The organism is Pseudonocardia sp. Ae505_Ps2, assembly GCF_001932425.1.
Classification (GTDB): domain Bacteria; phylum Actinomycetota; class Actinomycetes; order Mycobacteriales; family Pseudonocardiaceae; genus Pseudonocardia.
Genome location: NZ_MCIP01000001.1, coordinates 3,874,566 through 3,896,108 on the forward strand (window position 1 = coordinate 3,874,566; position 21,543 = coordinate 3,896,108).

Below are 21,543 nucleotides of genomic sequence, written 5' to 3' on the forward strand. Positions count from 1 at the left end.
CGCTGGACGTCGTGCACGACACCGGTCCCGGACGCGGGTCGGCGCGGGGCCGCCTCCTCGGCGGGTCGCTCGCGCTCGCCGCCGGGGTGCTGCTCGCGGCCCGGACCGCGGCGGCGACCGGCGACGGCCGGGTCGGGCTCGCCCTCGCGACCGGTGCCGCGCTGGTGGGCGCGGCCGCGCTGCTCGCTCCGGTCCTGGTCGGGCTGCTCGCGCGGGTCGGCCCCGCTCGTCCGGGCGGCCGGGTCACCGCGATGCTGGTGCGCGCCGAGCTCGCGGCGAACCCGGCGCGGGCCGGCGCGGTCGTCGCACCGGTGGTCGTCGCGGTCGGGTTCGCGGTGCTGCTCGGTGGGCTCGTCGCGACCTCCGCCGACGCGTACCCGGCCCAGCGGACCGCACAGCTCGCCGGGCAGGTGACCGTGGAACGCGACGGCACGCCCGGCCTGCCCGACGACGTCGCCCGCACCCTCGCCGTCCCCGGCGCCCGGATCCCGCTGCCGACCGTGCTCGTCGTCCCCGGGGGTGCGGGACCGACCGCCGTCGACGCCGTCGGGACCGCCGACCCCGGCCTGGTCCGGCCGGGTGAGGTGGTCCTGTCCGTCCCGGCGGCCGACGCGCTCGGCCTCGCTCCGGGCGCGACCCTGGACGCCCGCTTCGCCGACGGCACCTTGGTGGGGCTGCGGGTCACCCGGGTCCTGCCGCCCGACGAGCGGCGCGGGGACGTCGTCATCGACCGGTCCCAGGTCCGCGCCCACGATCCGGCCGCGATGACCCGCACCGCGTTCCTGCCCGCCGGAGCGGTGCCCGGCCCGCTCCCGCTCGGGGTCGCGGTGCGCGACGCGGCTGCCTACGCCGCGCAGGAGTACGCGGTGGACGCCCGGTTGACCGACACCCTGGCCGCCCTGCTGGTCACGGTGTCCTCCGGCTACGGCGCGCTCGCGGTCGCCGCGGGGGCGCGGGCGGCGGCACGCACCCGGCGGACGGACCTGGCGGCGCTGGTCGCGGCCGGCGCGACCCGACGCCGGGTCGCCACGACCGTCGCCGCGGAGAACGGTGTGGCGGCGACCCTGGGCGCCGTCCTCGGGGTCGCGGTGTCGCTCCCGCCGCTGGCCGCCGTGGCGTCGGGGCTGTCCGCAGCGACGGGGACGGCGGTCGGTCCGGTGCTCGACACGGCCGTCACCTCGGCCGCGGCCGGTCTCTGCGTGCTGGTCGCCGTCGTCGCGGGTGGGGTGGGCGCCGCCACCACGAGGTGAGGGCACGTCCCGGTGCGGCTCGACCGGGGGCGCCGGGCGGCCGGCGGGCGGCAGAGCACGAGGTCAGCCGAGGAGCCGTCGCGCGTTGGCGGTGGTCAGCTCGCGCCAGCCGCGGCCGTCCGCGGCCGGGGGAGCGGTGTCGAGCGAGGCGACCTGGGCGCGCACGGCCGCGGCCGGTGTCCAGCACGAGTCGCTGCCGTAGACCAGCCGTTCCACCCCGACGGTGCGCTCCAGGGCCGGGACCTGGTGCGGGAACGGGGTCCCGGCGGTGTCGAACCAGAGGGACCGCAGCTGGTCGGGCACCGGGGCGCCCCCGCCGTCGCCGAACGCCGTGCGGAACAGCTCGATCCGGTCGGCGAGGGCGGGCAGCGCACCGCCGCAGTGCGTGGCGATCCACCGGACACCGGGGAACCGGGTGAGGGTTCCGGACAGCATGAGATCGGTGTAGGTCCGGGCGGTGTCGAACACGAACTCCAGCATCGGTCGGGGTCGACCGGCGGTCAGCTCCGCCGCGGGCGGCGGCGAGGTGGGGTGGACGAGCACCACCGCCCGACGCCGGTCCAGCTCCGCCCACAGCGGCGCGAACGCGGGATCCCCGAGATACCTGCCGTGGGCGTTGGTCTCGACGGTCACACCGTCGCTGCCGAGCTCGTCGAGGGCGTGGACGGCCTCGGCCAGCGCTCCGTCCACGTCGGGCAACGGCAACGAGGCGAGGTGCCCGAACCGGTCCGGGTGGTCGGCGCGCAGGGACGCGCCGGCCTCGTTCACCTCGCGGGACAGGCGTCGGGCGGCCCGGTCGTCCCCGAAGTGGGTCCCAGGAGAGGAGACGGACAGCAGGGACGTGGTGATCCCGCACTCGTCCATGAGCGCGAGGGGGCGAGCCGGGTCCCAGTCCGGCCATCCCGGCATGCCGTCGGGGCTGGTGTGCCCGGCCGACCGGGCGGCCTCGACGTAGGACGGGGTGAGGAAGTGGGAGTGCAGGTCGATCAGGGTCATCGGGTCCCTCCGGACGGAGCGGCTGCGGAACGGGCGGTGGGCGGCAGCCGCGCGGCGCGATCGCCCCGCGCCACCGGTCCCGGGCGGGACGGCGACTATCCTGGTCGTCGTGGCACGCATCGTCGTCCTCGACTACGGCTCCGGGAACCTGCGCTCCGCCGAGCGCGCCCTGCAACGCGTCGGCGCGGACGTCACCGTGACGTCCGACTTCGACGCGGCGACCGAGGCCGACGGTCTCGTCGTCCCCGGCGTGGGCGCCTTCGCGGCGTGCATGCGGGGCCTGCACTCCGTCCGCGGCCCGCAGATCATCGGGCGTCGCCTCGCCGGCGGCCGTCCGGTTCTGGGGATCTGCGTCGGCATGCAGGTTCTGTTCGAGCGCGGCGTCGAGTTCGACGAGGACACCGAGGGTTGCGGCGAGTGGCCCGGCACGGTCGAGCGGATCCAGGCCGACGTGCTGCCGCACATGGGCTGGAACACCGTCCGGACCCCGCAGGACAGCGCGCTGTTCGCCGGGCTCGACGCCGACGCCCGCTTCTACTTCGTGCACTCGTTCGGCGTGCGGCGCTGGACCCTGGAGCCCTCGCACGCGATCGCCGTGCCGAAGGTCACCTGGACCCACCACGGGGAGGACGTCATCGCCGCGGTGGAGAACGGGCCGCTGTCGGCCACCCAGTTCCACCCGGAGAAGTCCGGCGACGCCGGCGCCACGGTCCTGGAGAACTGGCTGCGGTCGGTCACGGCCTGATACCCACCACGACGCCGCCGCCGTCGGGCCGGGCCTCCAGCTCGCCGACGCGGCCGTCGCGGCCGATGCAGGTGACCACGACGGTGGGACCGCTGCCGAGGTCGGCGACGACCAGGCGGATGGTCTCCGGTGCGGGCACACCCACGGCGCCGGGGGCCCGTGCGACCACCTCCGCGACCGGTCCCGGTGCGAGGTCGTCGAGGTCGACGGTGCGCTGTGCCGGGTCCCGGGCGAGCGGTCGGTCGGTCGTGACCACGCCCAACCCGTCGTCGGAGTTCCAGACGTAGGTGCGGGTGTGGGTGGGCCGGCCGGGGTCGGCCGTCTGCACGGTTCCCCCGTCCGCGCCGTACGCCGCGAGGCGGTCGACGACCGTGCTCCCGGTAGCGCGGCGGACGTCGTCGACGAGGCGGGTCAGTCCCGCTGCCGTGCTGATGTCGGTGGCCGGGGCGGCCGGCGCGGAGACGACGGGAGCCGGATCGCGGGCCGGCCCGAAGTCGATCTGCTCGACCTGGACCTGCAGCCAGACCCGTCCGACGACGACGATCACCACGACGGAGATCAGCCCGCTGATCCACGAGGGCGGTCCGTACTTCCGCCTCCGGTACTCGGCGATCTCGCGCCGGTCCGGTGCCCACGGCAGGAACGGCGGTTCGAAACGGGGCGCGGTCCGGTCGGCGCGCGTGCGGGCACGGAGGAGAGCCACGACGGGGAGTGTGGCCGTGCTCGCGCGCTGCCACGGGCGTTCCGCGGAACGCGCCTCGGCCCGGCCCGTACTCCCCGGAACGCATGCTGTCCCCCTCGGCCACTCCCGGGGGCCACGAGTGCCGCGGATACCCTGGCGCGGTGAGCTTCACGTTGCTTCCCGCGGTGGACGTCGTCGACGGGCAGGCCGTCCGGCTGGTGCAGGGCGAGGCCGGCACCGAGACCGGCTACGGCTCGCCCCTGGAGGCGGCCATGACCTGGCAGGCCGGCGGCGCCGAATGGGTCCATCTGGTGGACCTCGACGCCGCGTTCGGCCGTGGCTCGAACGCCGAGCTGCTGGCCGAGGTGGTCGGGAAGCTCGATCTGCGGGTCGAGCTGTCCGGCGGCATCCGCGACGACGAGTCCCTGGACCGCGCCCGGTCCACCGGCGCTGCCCGGCTCAACCTCGGCACCGCGGCGCTGGAGCAGCCCGAGTGGTGCCGGAAGGTCCTCGCCGAGCACGGCGAGAAGATCGCGATCGGCCTCGACGTCAAGGTGATCGACGGCAGGCGCCGGGTCGCCGGCCGCGGCTGGACCTCCGACGGCGGCGACCTCTGGGAGGTCCTCGCCCGCCTCGACGCCGACGGTGCCACCCGCTACATCGTCACCGACGTCTCCAAGGACGGCACCCTCCAGGGCCCGAACGTCGAGCTGCTCACCGAGGTCGCGCAGGCCACCACCGCCCCGGTGATCGCCTCGGGCGGGATCTCCGAGGTCGCCGACCTGACCCGGCTCGCCGAGGTCGCCGCGACCGGGGTGAACATCGAGGGCTCGATCATCGGCAAGGCGCTCTACGCCGGCCGGTTCACCCTGCCCGAGGCCCTGGCGGCCGTGAACGCGGTGAGGGCCTGATGGGCGTCGCGGTCCGTGTCATCCCGTGCCTGGACGTCGACGCCGGGCGGGTGGTGAAGGGCGTCAACTTCAAGGAGCTCCGCGACGCGGGCGACCCGGTCGAGATGGCCCGCGTGTACGACGCCGAGGGCGCCGACGAGCTGACCTTCCTCGACGTCACCGCGTCGTCGTCGGAGCGCGGAACCATGATCGACGTGGTGCGTCGCACCGCCGAGCAGGTGTTCATCCCGCTGACCGTCGGCGGTGGCATCCGCACCCCCGACGACGTCGACCGGATGCTCCGCGCGGGCGCGGACAAGGTCTCGGTGAACACCGCCGCGATCGCCCGGCCCACGCTGCTGCACGAGATGTCGCGGCGTTTCGGCAGCCAGTGCATCGTGCTGTCGGTCGACGCCCGCCGGGTCCCCGAGGGGGAGCAGCCACAGCCGTCGGGCTGGGAGGTCACCACGCACGGCGGGCGTCGCTCCGCCGGTATCGACGCCGTCGAGTGGGCGCAGCGCGGCCAGGAGCTCGGCGTCGGGGAGATCCTGCTCAACTCGATGGATGCCGACGGCACCCGCGCCGGGTTCGACCTGGAGATGCTGACCGCGGTCCGCAAGGTCGTCGACGTCCCGGTGATCGCCTCCGGCGGTGCCGGTGCGGTCGAGCACTTCGCGCCGGCCGTGCGCGCCGGGGCGGACGCCGTGCTCGCCGCCAGCGTGTTCCACTTCGGTCAGCTGCGGATCGGTGAGGTGAAGGACGCGCTGCGCGCGGAGGGGGTCGAGATCCGGTGAGCACCCGTCTCACGGCGGCCGAGTCCGCGCTGGACCCGGGGATCGCCGCCCGCCTCAAGCGCGACGCCGACGGGCTGGTCTGCGCCGTCGTCCAGTCCCGCGCCGGTGAGGTGCTGATGGTCGGCTGGATGGACGACGAGGCGCTGCACCGCACCCTGACCACCGGCCGGGGGACCTACTGGTCGCGCTCGCGCCAGGAGTACTGGGTCAAGGGCGACACCTCGGGGCACGTGCAGCACGTGCACGAGGTGCGGCTCGACTGCGACGGCGACGCGGTGCTGGTCGTCGTCGATCAGGAGGGGCCGGCCTGTCACACGGGAACCCGGACCTGCTTCGACACCGACGTCCTGCTCGCCAGGGACGGCGCATGAGCACCGACGTCCTGCTCGCCAGGGACGGCGCATGAGCACCGACGTCCTGCTCACCAAGGACGGCGGCGGGGTCTGACCGCTCACGGGTGCACCGGCGGCGTCGGTGGCGGCTGGGTGGGTGCCGAGGTGACCCACCGGATCCCGGCGGTGATCGCGTGCCCACCGGCCCGCACCACGGTCGCCTCGGCCACGGGCAGCCACGGCAGCCGCAGCGGCAGCCGCGTCCAGCGTGGCATCAGCCCCACCGACGCGGCGGCCAGCACCGAGTACGGCAGCCGTGCGGAGAGCGGCAGCGGCGGCTCCCACAACAGGAACCGCGCGGCGTCGCGGGCCTCCGGGGTCCCGGCCAGCTCGGGCCGGTAGGCGGCGAGCTGGGCGTGCAGCTCGGCAACGGACTCCGGCGGATCGGGCACCCCCAGCTCACGGGCGACGCGTGCGGTGTCGGCGACGTAGGCGTCGCGTCCGGCGGCGTCGAGCGGGGCGGCGCCGTAGCGGTCGTGCGCGGTGAGGAAGCTGTCGATCTCGGCGATGTGCACCCAGCGCAGCAGGTGCGGATCCGACGCCGAGTACGGGCGCCCGTCCGGCGCGGTCCCGCGGACGTGCACGTGGGCCCGCCTGATCCGCGCGATCACCCGCTCGGCCTCCTCGGCCGGCCCGAACGTCGTCGCGGCCAGGAAGTACGAGGTGCGCTGCAGCCGTCCCCACGGGTCGCCGCGGAACCCGGAGTGCCCGGCGACCCCCGCCATGGCCAGCGGGTGCAGCGACTGCAGCAGCAGCGCACGCAGTCCGCCGACGAACATCGACGAGTCGCCGTGCACGGTGCGGATCGCGGCGTCCTCGGCGAACCAGCGCGGGCCCTCGGCACCGAGGACGCGGGCGCGGCGGCCGGATCCCTCGTCGCCGGCGACCCGGCTGAACACCGCCGACCCGACCCGCGAGCGAAGCGCCTCGAGCCGGTCGGCGACGGCGCCGGGCAGCCGGGCGGACAGATCGACCATGACCCCAGTGTGCGGTCGTGCGGCCCCGGCCGCCTTGCTGGCGAGCTCGTGGCCGGGTTCGCCGCGGGCGACGGCGACCGTCTCGCCGGCGCCGGGCTCACCACCCGCGAGGGCGAGGTGCTGCGGCTGATGGCGCGTGGTCCGTCCGACGCCGAGATCGCCGCCGAGCTGGTGCTCGGGGTGGAGACGGTGACGACCCAGGTGGCGGGCGCGCTCGCGAAGACCGGGTCGCGGAACCGGACCCAGGCCGTCGTCGCCGCCTACTCCTCGGGGTTCGTCGACCCCAGGTTCCCGGTCAGGTAGCGCTGCACGGTCGGCCCGACCGCGGCGAAGATGTCCTCGGGGGGCGCCGAGGCCAGCGGCTCCAGGTGCACCACGTAGCGGATCATGGCGAGCCCGATCAGCTGGGCGGCGACGAGCGCGCCCCGCTCGTCGGGCCGGTCGGGGGAGTGGACGCGGGTGACCGGCACCAGGATCGCCTTGCCGATGAACTCGCGCAGCATCCGGGCCGCGGCCTCGTGTCCCGCGACGCTGCGCAGCACCGCCGCCATCGGGGAGCCGCCGTCGGCGTCCCACACGGTGAGGAAGGTGCGCACGATCCGCTCGCCGACGGTGTCGCCCGGACCGCTCACCAGGTGCTCGCGGACCTGCTCGGGCTCGAGCGGCAGGTCGAGCGCGGCGAGGAACAGCTTCTCCTTGCCGCCGAACCAGTGGTTGACCATCGCCGGGTCGACCCCGGCGCGCTCGGCGATCCGGCGGACCGTGGCGCCGTCGAAGCCGCGGTCGGCGAACTCGACGCGGGCGGCGGCCAGCAGCGCGGCGCGGGTGTCCGCACCGCCGGACCGGCGGCCACGACGCCGGGGCTGCGCCCCCGGGGCCGGGGGTGCGCTGGCGCTCGGTTCGGTCATGCGTCCCATCCTCACCCGCGCGAGGGCAGTCGTCACTGCTCGGGGACAATGAGTCGCATGACCCAGCGGACCCAGAACGCATCCGGTGGCGCGACGACGACGGGCGCCCCCGCCCCCGCGGTTCCCGCAGCCGCAGCCCTGGGCGCGGTGAGCCCCAGCCGCGAGGAGTTCCGGGAGCTGGCGCGTGCGCACCGGGTCATCCCGGTGACCCGGCGGCTGCTGGCCGACGACGAGACCCCGGTCGGGGTGTACCGCAAGCTGGCGGGTGGGCGGTCCGGCACGTTCCTGCTGGAGTCCGCGGAGAACGGCCGGTCCTGGTCGCGGTGGTCGTTCGTCGGGGCGCGCAGCGCCGCGGCGCTCACCGCCGTCGACGGCGAGCTGGTCTGGACCGGAGAGGTCCCCGACGGCCTGCCCACCACCGGTGACCCGCTCGAGGCGCTGCGCACCGTGGTCACCGAGCTGCACTCCGAGCCGCTGCCCGGGCTGCCGCCGCTGACCGGCGGCATGGTCGGCTACCTCGGCTACGACATCGTCCGCCGCGTCGAGCGCATCGCCGACCCGGACGACCCGGCCGTCGACGACCTGGCGCTGCCCGAGCTGGTCATGCTGCTGGCCACCGACCTGGCGGCGCTCGACCACCACGAGGGCACCGTCACCCTGATCGCGAACGCGATCAACTGGGACGCCACCGACGACCGCGTCGACCAGGCCTACGACGACGCGGTCGCCCGGCTGGACCGGATGACCGGCGAGCTCGCGGTCCCGTCGCCGAGCTCGGTCGCGGTGTACACCCCGACCCGCCCGGAGTTCCTCCGCCGGCGCACCCCCGAGCAGCACCACGCCGCGATCGAGGACGCCAAGGAGCAGATCCGCGCCGGTGAGGCCTTCCAGATCGTGCTGTCGCAGCGCTTCGAGATGGAGTGCGACGCCGACCCGCTCGAGGTCTACCGGATCCTGCGCACCACGAACCCGAGCCCGTACATGTACCTGCTGCGCCTCGACGACGCCGCGGGCGGGCCGCCGTTCTCGATCGTCGGGTCCAGCCCGGAGGCGCTGGTCAGCGTGCTCGACGGGCGCGCCACCACGCACCCCATCGCGGGCACCCGCTGGCGCGGCGCGACCGACGAGGAGGACCAGCTCCTGGAGAAGGAGCTGCGCGGCGACGAGAAGGAGCGCGCCGAGCACCTGATGCTCGTCGACCTCGGACGCAACGACCTGGGCCGGGTGTGCGAGCCCGGCACGGTCACCGTGCGGAACTTCTTCGAGATCGAGCGCTACAGCCACGTCATGCACCTGGTGTCGACGGTGTCCGGGCTGCTGCGGCGCGACCGCACCGCGTTCGACGCCGTCGTCGCCTGCTTCCCCGCCGGCACCCTGTCCGGGGCGCCGAAGGTGCGGGCCATGCAGGTCATCGACCGGCTGGAGCCGACCCGACGCGGCCAGTACGGCGGCATCGTCGGCTACCTCGACTTCGCGGGCAACGCCGACACCGCGATCGCCATCCGCACCGCGATGATCCGCAACGGGACCGCCTACGTGCAGGCCGGCGGCGGGATCGTGGCCGACTCCGACCCGGCCGCGGAGGACATGGAGTGCCTGAACAAGGCCCGGGCGGTGCTCTCGGCCGTCGCCGCGGCCGGGTCCCTGTCGGCCCCGCTGACACCCCCGCCCGTCCCGGGCAGCGCGTGACGGCGCCCGGCGACGACGGGGTCGCCGCGCCCGCACCGCACCGCACCGACCGGCGGGCACTCGGCCTGACCGTGCTCGGCCTGCTGCTCGGCGCCGGGGCCCTGTGGGGCGCCGGGTCCGCCGACTGGTTCGTGCTGGAGGTGCCCACCGCCACCCGCGGCACCGTCGAGCTCGGCGCCACCGGCGCGCAGCTGCAACCCGTGGTCACCGCGGTCGCCGCGCTGCTGGTCGCGGCGGTCGCCGCGCTGGTCGCGCTGTCGGGGATCGCCCGCCGGGTGCTCGGTGTGCTGGTCGGGCTCGCCGGGGTGGCTGCGGTGGTGCTCACCCTGCGGCTGGTCGCCGTGCCGCCGTCGGCGGTGGAGCTGGCCTCGGCCCGCTCCGGGCTGACCGCCCCGAACGCCCCCGCGGGCTCCGGCGCGGTCTCGGCGACGCCGTGGCCCTGGCTGGCGGTCGCCGGCGGGGCCGTCGCACTCGCCGCCGCGGTGCTGCTGGTGGTGCGGGAGCCGCGGCTGCCGCGGCTCGGTGCCCGCTACGCCGCACCGGGCACGCAGGCGGCCACGACACCGACCGACCCCGACCGGGCGGCCTGGGAACGGCTCGACGCCGGCGGCGACCCGACCGTCGGTCCGCGTGAGGGGGAGAACTAGCATGACCTCGACGTCCGGGCGACGCGCGAGCGGAGGAGGAGTCGGTCCTGTGAGCACTACGGGCACTGCCGGTATGACCGGACACCCGAACGGGACTCCGGGTCGCGTACCCAGCGTCCTCGAGGCCATCGTGGACGGGGTCCGGGAGGACCTCGCCGTGCGCGAGAGCGTCGTCGATTTCGCCGAGATCAAGCGGCGGGCCGCGGCCGCGCCGCCGCCGCGGGACGCGATGGCGGCCCTGCGCGAGCCGGGCGTCGGCGTCATCGCCGAGGTGAAGCGGGCCAGCCCGTCGAAGGGGTCGCTCGCCGACATCCCCGACCCGGCCGACCTCGCCGAGGCCTACTCCGCCAACGGTGCGCGGGTGATCAGCGTGCTCACCGAGCAGCGCCGCTTCGGCGGTTCCCTGGCCGACCTCGACGCCGTCCGCGCCCGGGTCGACACCCCGCTGCTGCGCAAGGACTTCGTCGTCACGCCGTACCAGGTGCACGAGGCCCGTGCGCACGGCGCGGACGTCGTGCTGCTGATCGTCGCCGCGCTGGAGCAGCCGGTGCTCGCCTCGCTGCTGGACCGCATCGAATCCCTCGGGATGACCCCGCTGGTGGAGGTGCACACCGAGGAGGAGTGCGACCGCGCCCTGGAGGCCGGCGCCACGCTGATCGGTGTCAACGCCCGCAACCTGCACACCCTCGATGTGAACCGGTCGGTCTTCGGTGAGATCGCGCCCGGCCTGCCGTCGCACGTGCTCAAGGTCGCCGAGTCCGGCGTCCGCGGCCCCGGTGACCTGCTGACCTACGCGGGATGGGGCGCCGACGCGGTGCTGGTCGGCGAGGGCCTGGTGACCAGCGGGGACCCGGCGGCCGCGGTCCGCGGTCTGGTCGCGGCCGGGTTCCACCCGTCCTGCAGCCGGAACGGCGGCTGATCCGTGCTCGTCACGCTCGCCACCGCACTGCCCACCGCACTACCCGGCGCGCTCCCGGCGTCCATCCCCAGCCCGGACCGGGGTGTCTGGCATCTCGGCCCGATCCCGATCCGGGCGTACGCGCTGTGCATCATCGCCGGCATCGCGGTCGCCCTGTGGTGGGGCGAGCGCCGGCTGCAGGCGCGCGGCGGGCGGGCCGGGACGGTGCTCGACGTCGCGGTGTGGGCGGTGCCGTTCGGCCTGCTCGGCGGGCGGCTCTACCACGTCGCCACCGACTGGCGGACCTACTTCGGCCCCGGCGGCAACCCGTGGGGAGCGCTGGAGATCTGGAACGGCGGGCTCGGCATCTGGGGCGCCATCGCGCTCGGCGGGGTCGGGGCCTGGATCGGCTGCCGCCGGCACGGCGTCCCGCTGCCGCTGTTCGCCGACGCGGTCGCCCCCGGCATCATCGTCGCCCAGGCGATCGGGCGACTCGGGAACTGGTTCAACCAGGAGCTCTACGGTGGCCCGACCACCCTGCCCTGGGGGCTGGAGATCTACCGGCGGGTCGACCCCGCGACCGGGCTGGACGACCCGCTCGGCGGTGTGGCACTCGACCCGACGCCGATCGCGGTCGTGCACCCCACCTTCCTCTACGAGCTGCTGTGGAACCTCGTCGTCGCCGCGCTGATCGTGCTGGCCGACCGCCGGTTCCGGCTCGGCCACGGCAGGGTCTTCGGCCTGTACGTCGCGGGCTACACGCTCGGCCGGTTCTTCATCGAGCTCATGCGCACCGACCCGGCGACGCGGGTGTTCGGAGACGTCCGGATCAACGTCGTCGTCGCGTCGGTGGTGTTCATCGGGGCCGTGCTCTACGTCGCGTTCGCCCGTCGCGGCCGCGAGGAGTACGTCGCCCCCGAGCCGGCGGACACCGCCGGGCCCGGGCAGCAGGGCAGACCCCAGGAGCGCGAGGACGCGTGAGCGCGTTCGCGGGCTTCGGCGAGGGCGCCGTCGAGTTCTACGACGGCCTGCTCGCCGACAACTCCCGTGCGTACTGGACCGACCAGCGTGCGGTCTACGAGAACGACGTCCGCGGCCCGATGCTGGCGCTGCTCGCGGACCTCGAACCGGAGTTCGGGGCGGGGAAGGTGTTCCGCCCCTACCGCGACGTGCGCTTCGCCGCGGACAAGACCCCGTACAAGACCCACTGCGGCGGCTTCGCCGAGCCGTTCTACGTCGAGGTGTCCGCGGACGGGATGCTCGCGGCCGGCGGCTACTACCACCTGGCGCCCGACCAGCTGGCCCGCTACCGCGAGAGCGTCGACGACGAGCGCCGCGGCGAGGACCTGCGAGCCCGCCTCGACACCGCCCGCGCCGCCGGACTCACCGTCGACGGCGCGACCCTGAAGACCCGGCCGCGCGGCACCGCCCCGGACCACCCGCGGCTGGACCTGCTGCGGCACACGGGGCTCTACGTGGCGCGGCACTGGCCGCCGGACGACGTGCTGCACGGCCCGCGGGCCCGCGACCGGGTCCGCAGGGTGTGGCGGGCGACCCGCCCGGTCACCGAATGGCTCGACGACCACGTCGGCCCCAGCGAGCTCCCGCGGCGCTGACCCGGCGCCGCGGCCGTGGGGCCCGGCGCGCCCGGAGCAGCGGTGCAGGACCGTCGGAGGAAGGTACCGCTCCGCCTCAGAGCCGCGACGACGTCTCGCGGCCCGGTCGCCGGCGGGCCACCAGCACGGTCAGCCCCAGCCCGAGCGCCGCCCCGGCGACGTCGACGAGCGCGTCGAGGACGTCCCCGCTGCGCCCGATCGGCAGCAGCGCCTGCGCGACCTCCGAGGCCGCCGCGTAGGCGACCAGCCCGCCCAGCAGCGGCCACACCCGGATCCCCGCGGCCCGCCCGGTCCACGCCAGCAGCGCGAACAGCAGCAGGTGGACGAGCTTGTCGGTGCCCGGAGGTGCCGTCGGGACCCCGGATGCCGGGGTGAACAGGATGACCAGGCTCAACAGGACCGACAGGACGAACGGCTGGACGCGCACGCCCCCAGTCTGCTCCACCGCCGATCCTGCGGATGAACACCGTCGAACCGGACACCGACAGGCCGGGTTCCCGTCGTCCTGATCGTTCCAGACACCGCTACCCTGATAGCCGTGACACGTCGAACCAAGATCGTCTGCACCATCGGACCGGCCACGGCGACCCCGGACCGGATCCGTGACCTCGTGGAAGCGGGCATGGACGTGGCCCGGCTCAACTTCAGCCACGGGGACCGCGCCGACCACAAGCGCGTCTACGAGATGGTCCGCGACGCCGCCGACTCGACCGGGCGCGCCGTCGGCATCCTCGCCGACCTGCAGGGCCCGAAGATCCGGCTCGGCCGCTTCACCGACGGGCCCACCGAGTGGGCGACCGGCGAGGAGGTGCGGATCACGGTCGACGACGTGCCCGGCACCCACGACCGGGTCTCCACCACCTACAAGGGCCTCGCCCAGGACGCCCAGGTCGACGACCGGATGCTCGTCGACGACGGCAAGGTCGGACTGCGGGTCGTCGCCATCGACGGCAACGACGTGGTCTGCCGGGTCACCGAGGGCGGCCCCGTCTCGGACAACAAGGGCCTGTCGCTGCCCGGGATGAACATCTCGGTGCCCGCCCTGTCGGACAAGGACGTCGCGGACCTGGAGTTCGCGATGTCGCTGCGGGTCGACGTCGTCGCGCTGTCGTTCGTGCGCAGCCCCGCCGACATCGACCTCGTCCACAAGATCATGGACAACACCGGCGCCGGTCGGGTCCCGGTGATCGCGAAGCTAGAGAAGCCCGAGGCCGTCGACAACCTCGAGGCCGTCGTGCTCGCCTTCGACGGCATCATGGTCGCCCGCGGCGACCTGGGCGTCGAGCTCCCGCTGCAGAACGTGCCGCTGGTGCAGAAGCGCGCCGTGCAGATCGCGCGGGAGAACGCCAAGCCGGTCATCGTCGCCACCCAGATGCTGGACTCGATGATCACCAGCTCGCGCCCGACCCGCGCCGAGGCCTCCGACGTCGCGAACGCCGTCCTGGACGGCACCGACGCCGTGATGCTGTCCGGAGAGACCAGCGTCGGCCGCTACCCGATCAAGACCGTGCGGACGATGGCCGAGATCGTCGAGGCCGTCGAGGCGGGCCCGGCCGACGTGCCGCCGCTCAACCACGTGCCCCGCACCAAGCGCGGCGTGCTGTCCTACGCCGCCCGCGACATCGGCGAGCGGCTCTCCGCCCGCGCGCTGGTCGCGTTCTCCCAGTCCGGGGACACCGTGCGGCGCCTGGCCCGGCTGCACACCCGGCTCCCGCTGCTGGCGTTCACCCCGGAGCCCGCGGTCCGCAGCCAGCTCGCGATGACCTGGGGCGTCGAGACGTTCCTGGTCGACAGGGTCGACTCGACCGACGCGATGATCCGCCAGGTCGACCACGCGATCCTGTCCATCGGCCGGTTCAAGCCGGGTGACCTCGTGGTCGTCGTCGCCGGTTCGCCGCCCTCCACGGTCGGCTCGACCAACCTCATCCGGGTCCACCGGCTGGGCGAGGACGACCACGCCTGACCGGCGCCGGGCATACTCCCGGGCGTGAGTGCCGACCCCGTACACGCACCCGAGACCGTGCCCGAGACCGCAGCCGACGGTGAACCGCGCGGCCAGGCCGTCCTCGACGACCTGGTCGCGCTGCTCGACCTGGAGCGCCTGGAGGACAACCTCTTCCGCGGTGTGAGCCCACCGGTCTCGCTGCCGCGGGTGTTCGGCGGCCAGGTGGCCGGCCAGGCGCTCGTCGCGGCCGGGCGGACCGTGTCCGCCGACCGGCACGTGCACTCGCTGCACGCCTACTTCATCCGCCCCGGGGACCCGAGCATCCCGATCGTCTACGAGACCGAGCGGGTCCGCGACGGCCGGTCGTTCACCACCCGCCGGGTGCTCGCCATCCAGCGCGGCGAGCCGATCTTCTCGCTGTCGGCGTCGTTCCAGCTGCCGCAGAACGGCCTGGAGCACTCCCAGCCGATGCCCTCGGACGTCCCCGCCCCGGAGGCGGTCGACGACCTCGGCACGCGCGCGGCCCGCGGCGACGGCGGCTGGATGGCCGGCCTGCCCCGCCCGCTGGACATCCGGCTGATCGACGAGCCGTCCTGGTCGCAGGACCACACCGGCCCGTCCGACGACCCGATGCGGCTGTGGCTGCGCGCCGACGGCGAGCTGCCCGACGACCCGCTGCTGCACGTCTGCCTGCTCACCTACGCCAGCGACCTGACCCTGCTCGGCTCGGTCGTCGCCCGCCACGACGTACCCCGCACCGGGCTGCAGATGGCGAGCCTGGACCACGCGATGTGGTTCCATGCGCCGTTCCGCGCCGACGAGTGGCTGCTCTACTCGTGCTTCTCGCCGGCCGCCTCCGGTGGGCGCGGCCTGGCCAGCGGCCGCTTCTTCACCGCCGACGGCCGCCTGGTCGCCACCACCATGCAGGAGGGGCTCGTCCGGGTCCCCCGCGACCGGAAGGACCCCCGCCCGTGACCGTCGAGTCCGAGGTCTCACTGACCAGTGTCAACGGCGGGAGGCTCCCCGGTTTCCTGGCCCGCCCCGAGACCGACACGCCCGGCCCCGCCATCGTGATGATCTACGAGATCTTCGGGATGACCCCGGAGATGCGCCGGATCGCCCGCGAGCTGGCCCGCGAGGGCTACACCGTCCTGATCCCGGACCTGTTCGCCAGTGGCCGGGTGAAGCCGCTGTGCATCGCCTCGACGCTGGCGACGATGGCCACCGGCCGCGGTGCCGCGCTCGGCGACTGCGAGTCCGCCCGGCGCTGGCTGGCCGACCAGCCCACCGTCGACGCCGACCGGATCGGTGTCATGGGGTTCTGCATGGGCGGCGGGTTCGCGTTGCTGCTGTCCCAGACCGGTCTGTACCGGGTCGCGGTGCCGTTCTACGGCCGCGCGGGTGTCGCGGTGGAGCCGGTCTGTCCGGTCGTCGCCAGCTTCGGCGGGCGCGACCTGCAGTTCGCCGACGGGTACCCGCAGCGTCTGGAGGCCGACCTGGCGGAGCGGGGGATCCCGCACGACGTCGTCGTCTACCCCGAGGCCGGGCACTCGTTCATGACGCGCACGCCGGGTGCGAAGGGTGCGGTGGCACGCCGGACGCCGCTGCACGCGGAGTACCACGAACCCTCGGCGACGGACGCGACGGAGCGGGTGCGGGCCTTCCTGCACGACCACCTGTAGGCGGGGGAGGATGGGGACGTGAGCGAGCTTGCGAGCGAACCGTCGGGACCGCGCGGCGACCGACCGGATCGGGCCTGGGGCTTCCGCACCCGGGCGGTGCACGCGGGGACGGTGCCGGACGCCGCGACCGGTTCCCGGGCGGTCCCGATCCACCAGACGACCAGCTATGTCTTCCGCGACACCGACGACGCCGCGGCGCTGTTCGCGCTGCAGAAGTACGGGCTGATCTACTCCCGGATCGCCAACCCGACGGTGTCGGCGCTGGAGGAGCGCCTGGCCAGCCTGGACGGTGGCATCGGCGCGGTGTGCACGGCCAGCGGGCAGTCCGCCGAGTTCCTCACCTTCGCCGCCCTCGCCGGGGCGGGGGACCACGCCGTCGCCGCGGCCGGGCTCTACGGCGGCACCATCACCCAGCTCGACGTGACGCTGCGCCGCTTCGGCGTCGACACGACCTTCGTGCCGGGCACCGACCCGGCCGACTATGCCGCCGCGATCCGCGAGAACACCAAGTTCGTCTTCGCCGAGGTCGTGTCCAACCCGGGCGGCGAGGTCGCCGACATCGCCGGGCTCGCCGAGGTCGCGCACGCGGCCGGGCTCCCGCTGATCATCGACGCGACGCTGGCGACGCCGTACCTGTGCCGGCCGCTGGAGCACGGCGCGGACATCGTGATCCACTCGGTGACGAAGTTCCTCGGCGGGCACGGCACCACCCTCGGTGGCGTGGTGATCGAGTCCGGCCGCTTCGACTGGGGCAACGGCCGCTTCCCCGGGATGACCGAGCCGGTCCCGTCCTACGGCGGGCTCACCTGGTGGGGGAACTTCCAGGAGCTCGGATTCCTCACCAAGCTGCGTGCCGAGCAGCTGCGCGACGTCGGCGCCACGCTGTCGGCGCACTCGGCGTTCCTGCTGATGCAGGGCGTCGAGACGCTGCCGCAGCGGATGGAGGCGCACGTGGCGAACGCGCAGAAGGTCGCCGAGTGGCTCGAGGCCGACCCGCGGGTGGAGTACGTGACCTACCCCGGGCTGCCGTCGCACCGCCACCACGAGCGGGCTCGCCGGTATCTGCCCGCGGGGCCGGGCGCGGTGTTCGCGTTCGGGGTGCGCGGCGGCCGGGCCGCCGGGGCGCGGTTCATCGAGGCGGTGCAGCTGTGCAGCCACCTCGCCAACGTCGGCGACGCCCGCACCCTCGTCCTGCACCCCGGGTCCACCACCCACCAGCAGCTCACCACCGAGCAGCTGGAGCAGGCGGGCGTCCCCGAGGACATGATCCGGATCTCGGTCGGTCTGGAGGACCCGGACGACATCGTCTGGGACCTCGACCAGGCGCTGGCCGCCTCGCAGAAGGAGAGCTCGTGACCTGGGAGAACCCGCCCGCGTGGCGGCGCCAGCAGATCCTGCGCGACACCCGCACCGTCGCCGTCGTCGGGGCGAGCCCGAACCCGGCCCGGGCCAGCAACTTCGTCGCCACCTACCTGCTGGCCTCGACCGGCTTCGAGGTGTACTTCGTCAACCCGAACGCACCGGAGATCCTCGGGCGCCCGGTGTACCCCTCGCTCGCGGAGCTGCCGGTGGTGCCGGACCTGGTCGACGTCTTCCGCCGCCCCGAGGACCTCGGCGGGGTGCTCGACGAGGTCCTCGCCCTGGACCCGACGCCGTCGACGTTCTGGCTCCAGTTCGGCCTGTTCGACGAGGAGCTCGCCCGTCGCGCGGAGGCCGCGGGCCTGACCGTGGTGATGGACCGGTGCCTCAAGGTGGAGCACGCGCGCTTCGCCGGCGGCCTGCACCTGGCCGGCTTCGACACCGGTGTGATCACCTCGCGGCGCCGGGACTGATCCCGCCCGGGGGCACGACGGTCAGATCCGCTCGGAGGCCCGCTCGCCGTCGTCCTCGACGACCTCCTCGATCGCCTGCTCCCGCGCGGTCGGGGGGCCGGCCTCCTCCCGGGCCTGTGCCGCCGCGTCCTCGGCCTCGTCCCGGGAGGCGTACTGGGTGAGGAGCCCGCACCCGCAGTCGCAGCGCACCACCCACCGATCCGCGACGTCGGCCATCGGCAGCACCTGCGGGTCGTGATCGGCCACGAGGACCTCCTCCGTGGGGAGTGGATGATCGGCATCATGGCGAGACACAGCGCCCGGCGCCATTCGGGAGAGGGGGTCGCCGGACGACGGTCCGGGAGCGACGAGCTGCGGCCTCTCCCGCGCGCCGGCCGCCGCGCCGGGCGTCGCGTCCGCGTGGTCACGACCACCGGAACGCGACGCCCGACGCGGGGATCGCGGATGAGGCTCGGGACCGGGGTGGGCCGGCCGATCGCCGGCGCCGGTCTCACCAGCCGAGCAGACCGACCAGGACGGCGTGGATCAGCCAGAACGGGGCGAACGCCAGTGCCACGAGCCCGCCGGGGCCGACCCCGCGCCGGGCCGGGAACACCAGCGCGAGGGCGGCGAGCCCCCACGGCACGAGCAGCGCGAGCCCGCGCAGCGGCCACGACCCGACCCCGGTGACCAGGGCCAGCAGCAGCGCCACCGCCACCCAGCCGGCCGCCGCGGCCACACAGCGGGGGAGCACGGCGGCGACGCCCGGGAGCTGCGGGGACCGGTCGGCGACCGCGGCCCGCTCCGGCTCGGTTCCCGGCGGGTACGGCGGCGCCCCCGGCAGCGGGGCGTGCGGCGGGACCTCCACCGGGCCGGACGACACCGGGCCCACCCCGGAGAAGCCCGGGGCGCCCTGCCACGACGGCGTCGCCCCGGCCGCCCCGGGCACGTCCGGCCGCGCCGGCTCGTCCGGTCCGGGCTGGTCGGCGGGGTCGGTGCCGCTCATGTCGGGAGCCTAGACCGCCACCCGCTCGCGGGGCCGCGCCCCACGATGATCGCCGGGAGTGGAGTGCAGAGCGCAGCGGGGTGCCTCCGGCGCTCCACTCCCGGCGATCATGGTCCGGTGGGGTGGTGTGCGGGAGCCGGGGTGCGGCCGTAGGTCAGCCGGCGCAGCAGCACCTCGGCCGGGCCGCGGTGGCCTCGGCGCTCGGCGACCACGGCGACGACGACGGTCACCAGCCACACCCCGGCCCCGCACAGCGTCGCCGCCCACAGCGGCAGGCCCGCGCCGAGCCCGAGCGTCCAGGCCGGGAACAGGGCCACGAACGCCACCGACTGCGCCAGGTACCCGCTCAGCGAGCGCCGCCCCAGCGCGACCAGCGCGCGGGACATCCACCCGCCCGGCACGGGTCCTGTGTCGCCCGGGGACCGGTACACGGCCCCCGGACCGTCCGGTGCCGCTCCGGCGGACCGTGTCCGTCGCGCGACGACCAGCCCGGCCAGCGCCGCGTACCCGGCGCCCGCGGCGTAGCCGGTGACGGCGTGCAGCACCCCGACCACGAGCGCGACCGGCTCCGACGGCGTCCACGCCCCCGCGGCGACCAGCCCCAGCGGCAGGCCGCCCACGACCCCCGCCCCGATCCCCGCGACGGCGACCCGGCGCAGCGCGCGACGGTGCCGGGCCGGGTCGTCGAGCCAGCCGGCCCTGGCGACGAGGACCCCCGCGACCGCGGCCCCCGCCAGCCCGACCGCGCTGATCAGCAGGTTGCCGAACAGCCACTCGCCGAAGCGCTCCACCGCCGCGGACACCACGTCCGGTGCGACCAGCGACGGCGACGCCGACGCCGCGTCGGACCGGGTCAGCGCGACGGGGGCGTAGAGCACCGCCAGCAGCGTCGTCGCGGCCACCCCGGTGAGCACCAGCACCGCGGTCGACCCGCGGACCAGCACCGGCGCGAGAACCACGGCGATCAGCCCGTAGGCGGCGACGAAGTCCCCGTGCCACAGCAGCACCGCGTGCGCGGCGCCGACGGCGAACAGCGCCCCGCCCCGGCGCCGGACCAGGGCCAGCACCTGGTCGGGCCCGGCACCGGCGCGGGCCGCGCGGCGGGCGAGCCCGGCGATGCCGTAGCCGAACAGCAGCGCGAACAGCGGGTAGGCCCGGCCGTCGACCAGGGTCAGCTGCGCCGCGGCGAGCCAGGCGTCGACGCCGGTCGGGTCGAGCGGGTAGGTGCGGACCCCGATGCCCCGGTGGGTGACGAAGGTGTGCACGTTCGCCACGGCGATCAGCAGCAGCGCCGCGCCGCGGGCCAGGTCCGGCGCCGGTGCACGACCGGTCACCGGGACGTCTCGCATCGCCCGCACGCTACCGGCGGTGTGGTTCGTGCCACGCATGGCGGTGGGTGTGCTCCCCGTCGCGGTACGCAGGCGCGAACAGGGCTAGGGTCCGGGGCGTGTCTGCTACCCCCGTTACCGTTACCGTCACCGGAGCCGCTGGCCAGATCGGTTACGCGCTGCTCTTCCGGATCGCCTCCGGGCAGCTGCTGGGGCCCGACACCCCGGTCACGCTGAACCTGCTGGAGATCCCGCAGGCCGTGAAGGCCGCCGAGGGCACCGCGATGGAGCTCGACGACTGCGCCTTCCCGCTGCTGCGCGGCATCAACATCTTCGACGACGCGAACGCCGCGTTCTCCGGCACCAACGTCGCGCTGCTCGTCGGTGCCCGTCCCCGCAGCAAGGGCATGGAGCGCGGCGACCTGCTCGAGGCCAACGGCGGCATCTTCGGCCCGCAGGGCAAGGCGATCAACGCCGGTGCCGCGGACGACGTGCGCGTCCTGGTCGTCGGCAACCCGGCCAACACCAACGCCCTGATCGCCCAGGCCTCCGCCCCGGACGTCCCGGCCGACCGGTTCACCGCGATGACCCGCCTCGACCACAACCGTGCGCTGGCGCAACTGTCGAAGAAGCTTGGCGTGGGCCTGGACGAGATCAGCAAGCTCACGATCTGGGGCAACCACTCGGCGACCCAGTACCCCGACCTGTTCCACGCCGAGGTCGGCGGCAAGATCGCCGCCGAGCAGGTCGAGCGGGAGTGGCTGGAGAACGACTTCATCCCGACCGTCGCCAAGCGCGGTGCCGCGATCATCGATGCGCGGGGCGCGTCCTCGGCCGCGTCGGCCGCGAACGCCGCCATCGACCACGTCTACGACTGGGTCAACGGCACCCCGGCCGGCGACTGGACCTCCGCCGCGATCCCGTCGGACGGCTTCTACGGCGTCCCCGAGGGCATCATCTCCTCGTTCCCGGTCACCTCCGAGAACGGCGCGTGGAAGATCGTCCAGGGCCTGGAGATCGACGAGTTCTCCCGCGGGAAGATCGACGCGAGCGTCGCGGAGCTGGTCGAGGAGCGCGACACCGTCGCCAAGCTCGGCCTCATCTGAGCCGACCGCACACCGACCGCGGCCCCGCACCCGTCACGGGTGCGGGGCCGCGGTGCGTCCGGAGCCGTCCCCGCCGGCCACCCGGCGCACCGGTGATCGCCGATCCGCGCGGTGATCCGCGCCGCGCGCGCGTCCGGACACGCGCGCCGAACGGATCACCGCGCGAGCAGCGGATCACTGC

At 74.9% G+C, this 21,543-nt stretch carries 23 protein-coding genes and 2 pseudogenes; 17 read left to right on the top strand and 8 right to left on the bottom strand.

Annotation, left to right across the window (positions count from 1 at the left end; translation table 11 throughout):
- Nucleotides 1-1,250 (top strand): annotated as a pseudogene (locus tag Ae505Ps2_RS32665) (hypothetical protein); the annotation flags it as partial.
- A 63-nt stretch (nt 1,251-1,313) separates the two neighbouring features.
- On the opposite strand, the gene Ae505Ps2_RS18495 reads toward Ae505Ps2_RS32665, so the two are convergent.
- Entirely contained in the window at nt 1,314-2,246 is a 933-nt protein-coding gene (locus Ae505Ps2_RS18495; RefSeq protein WP_075553813.1) for an amidohydrolase family protein, read from the bottom strand.
- Nucleotides 2,247-2,355: 109 nt separating this feature from the next.
- Here Ae505Ps2_RS18495 and hisH point away from each other — a divergent pair, with 109 nt between their 5' ends.
- The gene (gene hisH, locus Ae505Ps2_RS18500) at nt 2,356-2,991 is read left to right on the top strand and encodes an imidazole glycerol phosphate synthase subunit HisH (RefSeq protein WP_075305658.1); all 636 of its coding nucleotides are present in this window, start codon (nt 2,356-2,358) and stop codon (nt 2,989-2,991) included.
- Here hisH and Ae505Ps2_RS18505 read toward each other — a convergent pair.
- Nucleotides 2,981-3,694 (bottom strand): hypothetical protein, encoded by a 714-nt coding sequence (locus Ae505Ps2_RS18505; protein ID WP_075305659.1) that lies wholly within the window; start codon nt 3,692-3,694, stop codon nt 2,981-2,983. The two genes, hisH and Ae505Ps2_RS18505, sit on opposite strands and share 11 nt — an antisense overlap.
- A gap of 140 nt (nt 3,695-3,834) precedes the next feature.
- Between Ae505Ps2_RS18505 and priA the strand changes: the two genes are divergently transcribed.
- From priA to hisI, 3 genes are read left to right on the top strand one after another with little or no spacing between them, the layout of a single operon-like run.
- Nucleotides 3,835-4,584: a bifunctional 1-(5-phosphoribosyl)-5-((5-phosphoribosylamino)methylideneamino)imidazole-4-carboxamide isomerase/phosphoribosylanthranilate isomerase PriA gene (priA, locus tag Ae505Ps2_RS18510; RefSeq protein ID WP_075553814.1), complete on the top strand. Its 750-nt coding sequence runs from the start codon at nt 3,835-3,837 to the stop codon at nt 4,582-4,584.
- Nucleotides 4,584-5,357: an imidazole glycerol phosphate synthase subunit HisF gene (gene hisF, locus Ae505Ps2_RS18515; protein ID WP_020622477.1), complete on the top strand. Its 774-nt coding sequence runs from the start codon at nt 4,584-4,586 to the stop codon at nt 5,355-5,357. The genes priA and hisF overlap by 1 nt, the downstream gene beginning before the upstream one ends.
- A complete protein-coding gene (hisI, locus tag Ae505Ps2_RS18520; protein WP_075305661.1) occupies nt 5,354-5,728 on the top strand; it encodes a phosphoribosyl-AMP cyclohydrolase in 375 nt (124 codons plus the stop codon). Before hisF ends, hisI begins: the two co-directional genes overlap by 4 nt.
- A gap of 80 nt (nt 5,729-5,808) precedes the next feature.
- On the opposite strand, the gene Ae505Ps2_RS18525 is transcribed toward hisI, so the two are convergent.
- A complete protein-coding gene (locus Ae505Ps2_RS18525) occupies nt 5,809-6,726 on the bottom strand; it encodes an oxygenase MpaB family protein (protein ID WP_020622475.1) in 918 nt (305 codons plus the stop codon).
- A gap of 72 nt (nt 6,727-6,798) precedes the next feature.
- Here Ae505Ps2_RS18525 and Ae505Ps2_RS18530 point away from each other — a divergent pair.
- A pseudogene (locus Ae505Ps2_RS18530) lies at nt 6,799-7,029 on the top strand (helix-turn-helix transcriptional regulator); the annotation flags it as partial.
- Here Ae505Ps2_RS18530 and Ae505Ps2_RS18535 read toward each other — a convergent pair.
- Nucleotides 6,987-7,634 carry a TetR family transcriptional regulator gene (locus tag Ae505Ps2_RS18535; protein ID WP_075305663.1) on the bottom strand — a complete coding sequence of 216 codons (648 nt, stop codon included), beginning with the start codon at nt 7,632-7,634 and terminating at the stop codon, nt 6,987-6,989. The pseudogene Ae505Ps2_RS18530 and the gene Ae505Ps2_RS18535 overlap by 43 nt on opposite strands.
- A 57-nt stretch (nt 7,635-7,691) precedes the next feature.
- Between Ae505Ps2_RS18535 and Ae505Ps2_RS18540 the strand changes: the two genes are divergently transcribed.
- The 5 genes from Ae505Ps2_RS18540 (at nt 7,692) to Ae505Ps2_RS18560 (ending at nt 12,484) form a co-directional block, all read left to right on the top strand.
- Nucleotides 7,692-9,323 (top strand): anthranilate synthase component I, encoded by a 1,632-nt coding sequence (locus Ae505Ps2_RS18540; protein WP_233147498.1) that lies wholly within the window; start codon nt 7,692-7,694, stop codon nt 9,321-9,323.
- Nucleotides 9,320-9,970, top strand: coding sequence for a Trp biosynthesis-associated membrane protein (locus Ae505Ps2_RS18545; RefSeq protein ID WP_170917058.1), 651 nt, complete (start codon nt 9,320-9,322; stop codon nt 9,968-9,970). The genes Ae505Ps2_RS18540 and Ae505Ps2_RS18545 overlap by 4 nt, the downstream gene beginning before the upstream one ends.
- A gap of 73 nt (nt 9,971-10,043) precedes the next feature.
- On the top strand, nt 10,044-10,889 hold the full coding sequence (trpC, locus tag Ae505Ps2_RS18550) for an indole-3-glycerol phosphate synthase TrpC (RefSeq protein ID WP_075553815.1): 846 nt from the start codon (nt 10,044-10,046) through the stop codon (nt 10,887-10,889).
- Between the two features lie 3 nt (nt 10,890-10,892).
- The gene (lgt, locus tag Ae505Ps2_RS18555) at nt 10,893-11,849 is read left to right on the top strand and encodes a prolipoprotein diacylglyceryl transferase (protein ID WP_337819498.1); all 957 of its coding nucleotides are present in this window, start codon (nt 10,893-10,895) and stop codon (nt 11,847-11,849) included.
- On the top strand, nt 11,846-12,484 hold the full coding sequence (locus Ae505Ps2_RS18560) for a DUF2461 domain-containing protein (protein ID WP_075305664.1): 639 nt from the start codon (nt 11,846-11,848) through the stop codon (nt 12,482-12,484). Before lgt ends, Ae505Ps2_RS18560 begins: the two co-directional genes overlap by 4 nt.
- 76 nt (nt 12,485-12,560) lie before the next feature.
- Here Ae505Ps2_RS18560 and Ae505Ps2_RS18565 read toward each other — a convergent pair whose 3' ends face one another.
- Nucleotides 12,561-12,929, bottom strand: a complete 369-nt coding sequence (locus Ae505Ps2_RS18565) for a VanZ family protein (protein WP_051050429.1) — start codon at nt 12,927-12,929, stop codon at nt 12,561-12,563.
- 93 nt (nt 12,930-13,022) lie between these two features.
- On the opposite strand from Ae505Ps2_RS18565, the gene pyk reads away from it, so the two are divergent.
- From pyk to Ae505Ps2_RS18590, 5 genes are read left to right on the top strand one after another with little or no spacing between them, the layout of a single operon-like run.
- Nucleotides 13,023-14,447, top strand: a complete 1,425-nt coding sequence (pyk, locus tag Ae505Ps2_RS18570) for a pyruvate kinase (protein ID WP_020627504.1) — start codon at nt 13,023-13,025, stop codon at nt 14,445-14,447.
- A 57-nt stretch (nt 14,448-14,504) separates the two neighbouring features.
- Entirely contained in the window at nt 14,505-15,404 is a 900-nt protein-coding gene (locus tag Ae505Ps2_RS18575; protein WP_043281764.1) for an acyl-CoA thioesterase II, read from the top strand.
- The gene (locus tag Ae505Ps2_RS18580; protein WP_075553816.1) at nt 15,401-16,111 is read left to right on the top strand and encodes a dienelactone hydrolase family protein; all 711 of its coding nucleotides are present in this window, start codon (nt 15,401-15,403) and stop codon (nt 16,109-16,111) included. The genes Ae505Ps2_RS18575 and Ae505Ps2_RS18580 overlap by 4 nt, the downstream gene beginning before the upstream one ends.
- Nucleotides 16,112-16,129: 18 nt before the next feature.
- Nucleotides 16,130-17,467 (top strand): O-acetylhomoserine aminocarboxypropyltransferase/cysteine synthase family protein, encoded by a 1,338-nt coding sequence (locus Ae505Ps2_RS18585; protein WP_075305665.1) that lies wholly within the window; start codon nt 16,130-16,132, stop codon nt 17,465-17,467.
- Nucleotides 17,464-17,943 carry a CoA-binding protein gene (locus tag Ae505Ps2_RS18590; protein ID WP_020627508.1) on the top strand — a complete coding sequence of 160 codons (480 nt, stop codon included), beginning with the start codon at nt 17,464-17,466 and terminating at the stop codon, nt 17,941-17,943. The genes Ae505Ps2_RS18585 and Ae505Ps2_RS18590 overlap by 4 nt, the downstream gene beginning before the upstream one ends.
- A gap of 21 nt (nt 17,944-17,964) precedes the next feature.
- On the opposite strand, the gene Ae505Ps2_RS18595 is transcribed toward Ae505Ps2_RS18590, so the two are convergent.
- From Ae505Ps2_RS18595 to Ae505Ps2_RS18605, 3 genes are all read right to left on the bottom strand, one after another.
- On the bottom strand, nt 17,965-18,189 hold the full coding sequence (locus Ae505Ps2_RS18595; RefSeq protein WP_075305666.1) for a hypothetical protein: 225 nt from the start codon (nt 18,187-18,189) through the stop codon (nt 17,965-17,967).
- Between the two features lie 244 nt (nt 18,190-18,433).
- The gene (locus tag Ae505Ps2_RS18600) at nt 18,434-18,928 is read right to left on the bottom strand and encodes a hypothetical protein (protein ID WP_075305667.1); all 495 of its coding nucleotides are present in this window, start codon (nt 18,926-18,928) and stop codon (nt 18,434-18,436) included.
- Between the two features lie 107 nt (nt 18,929-19,035).
- The gene (locus tag Ae505Ps2_RS18605; protein WP_075311591.1) at nt 19,036-20,277 is read right to left on the bottom strand and encodes a DUF418 domain-containing protein; all 1,242 of its coding nucleotides are present in this window, start codon (nt 20,275-20,277) and stop codon (nt 19,036-19,038) included.
- A 98-nt stretch (nt 20,278-20,375) separates the two neighbouring features.
- Between Ae505Ps2_RS18605 and Ae505Ps2_RS18610 the strand changes: the two genes are divergently transcribed.
- Entirely contained in the window at nt 20,376-21,362 is a 987-nt protein-coding gene (locus tag Ae505Ps2_RS18610; protein ID WP_075553817.1) for a malate dehydrogenase, read from the top strand.
- Nucleotides 21,363-21,543: the final 181 nt, after the last annotated feature.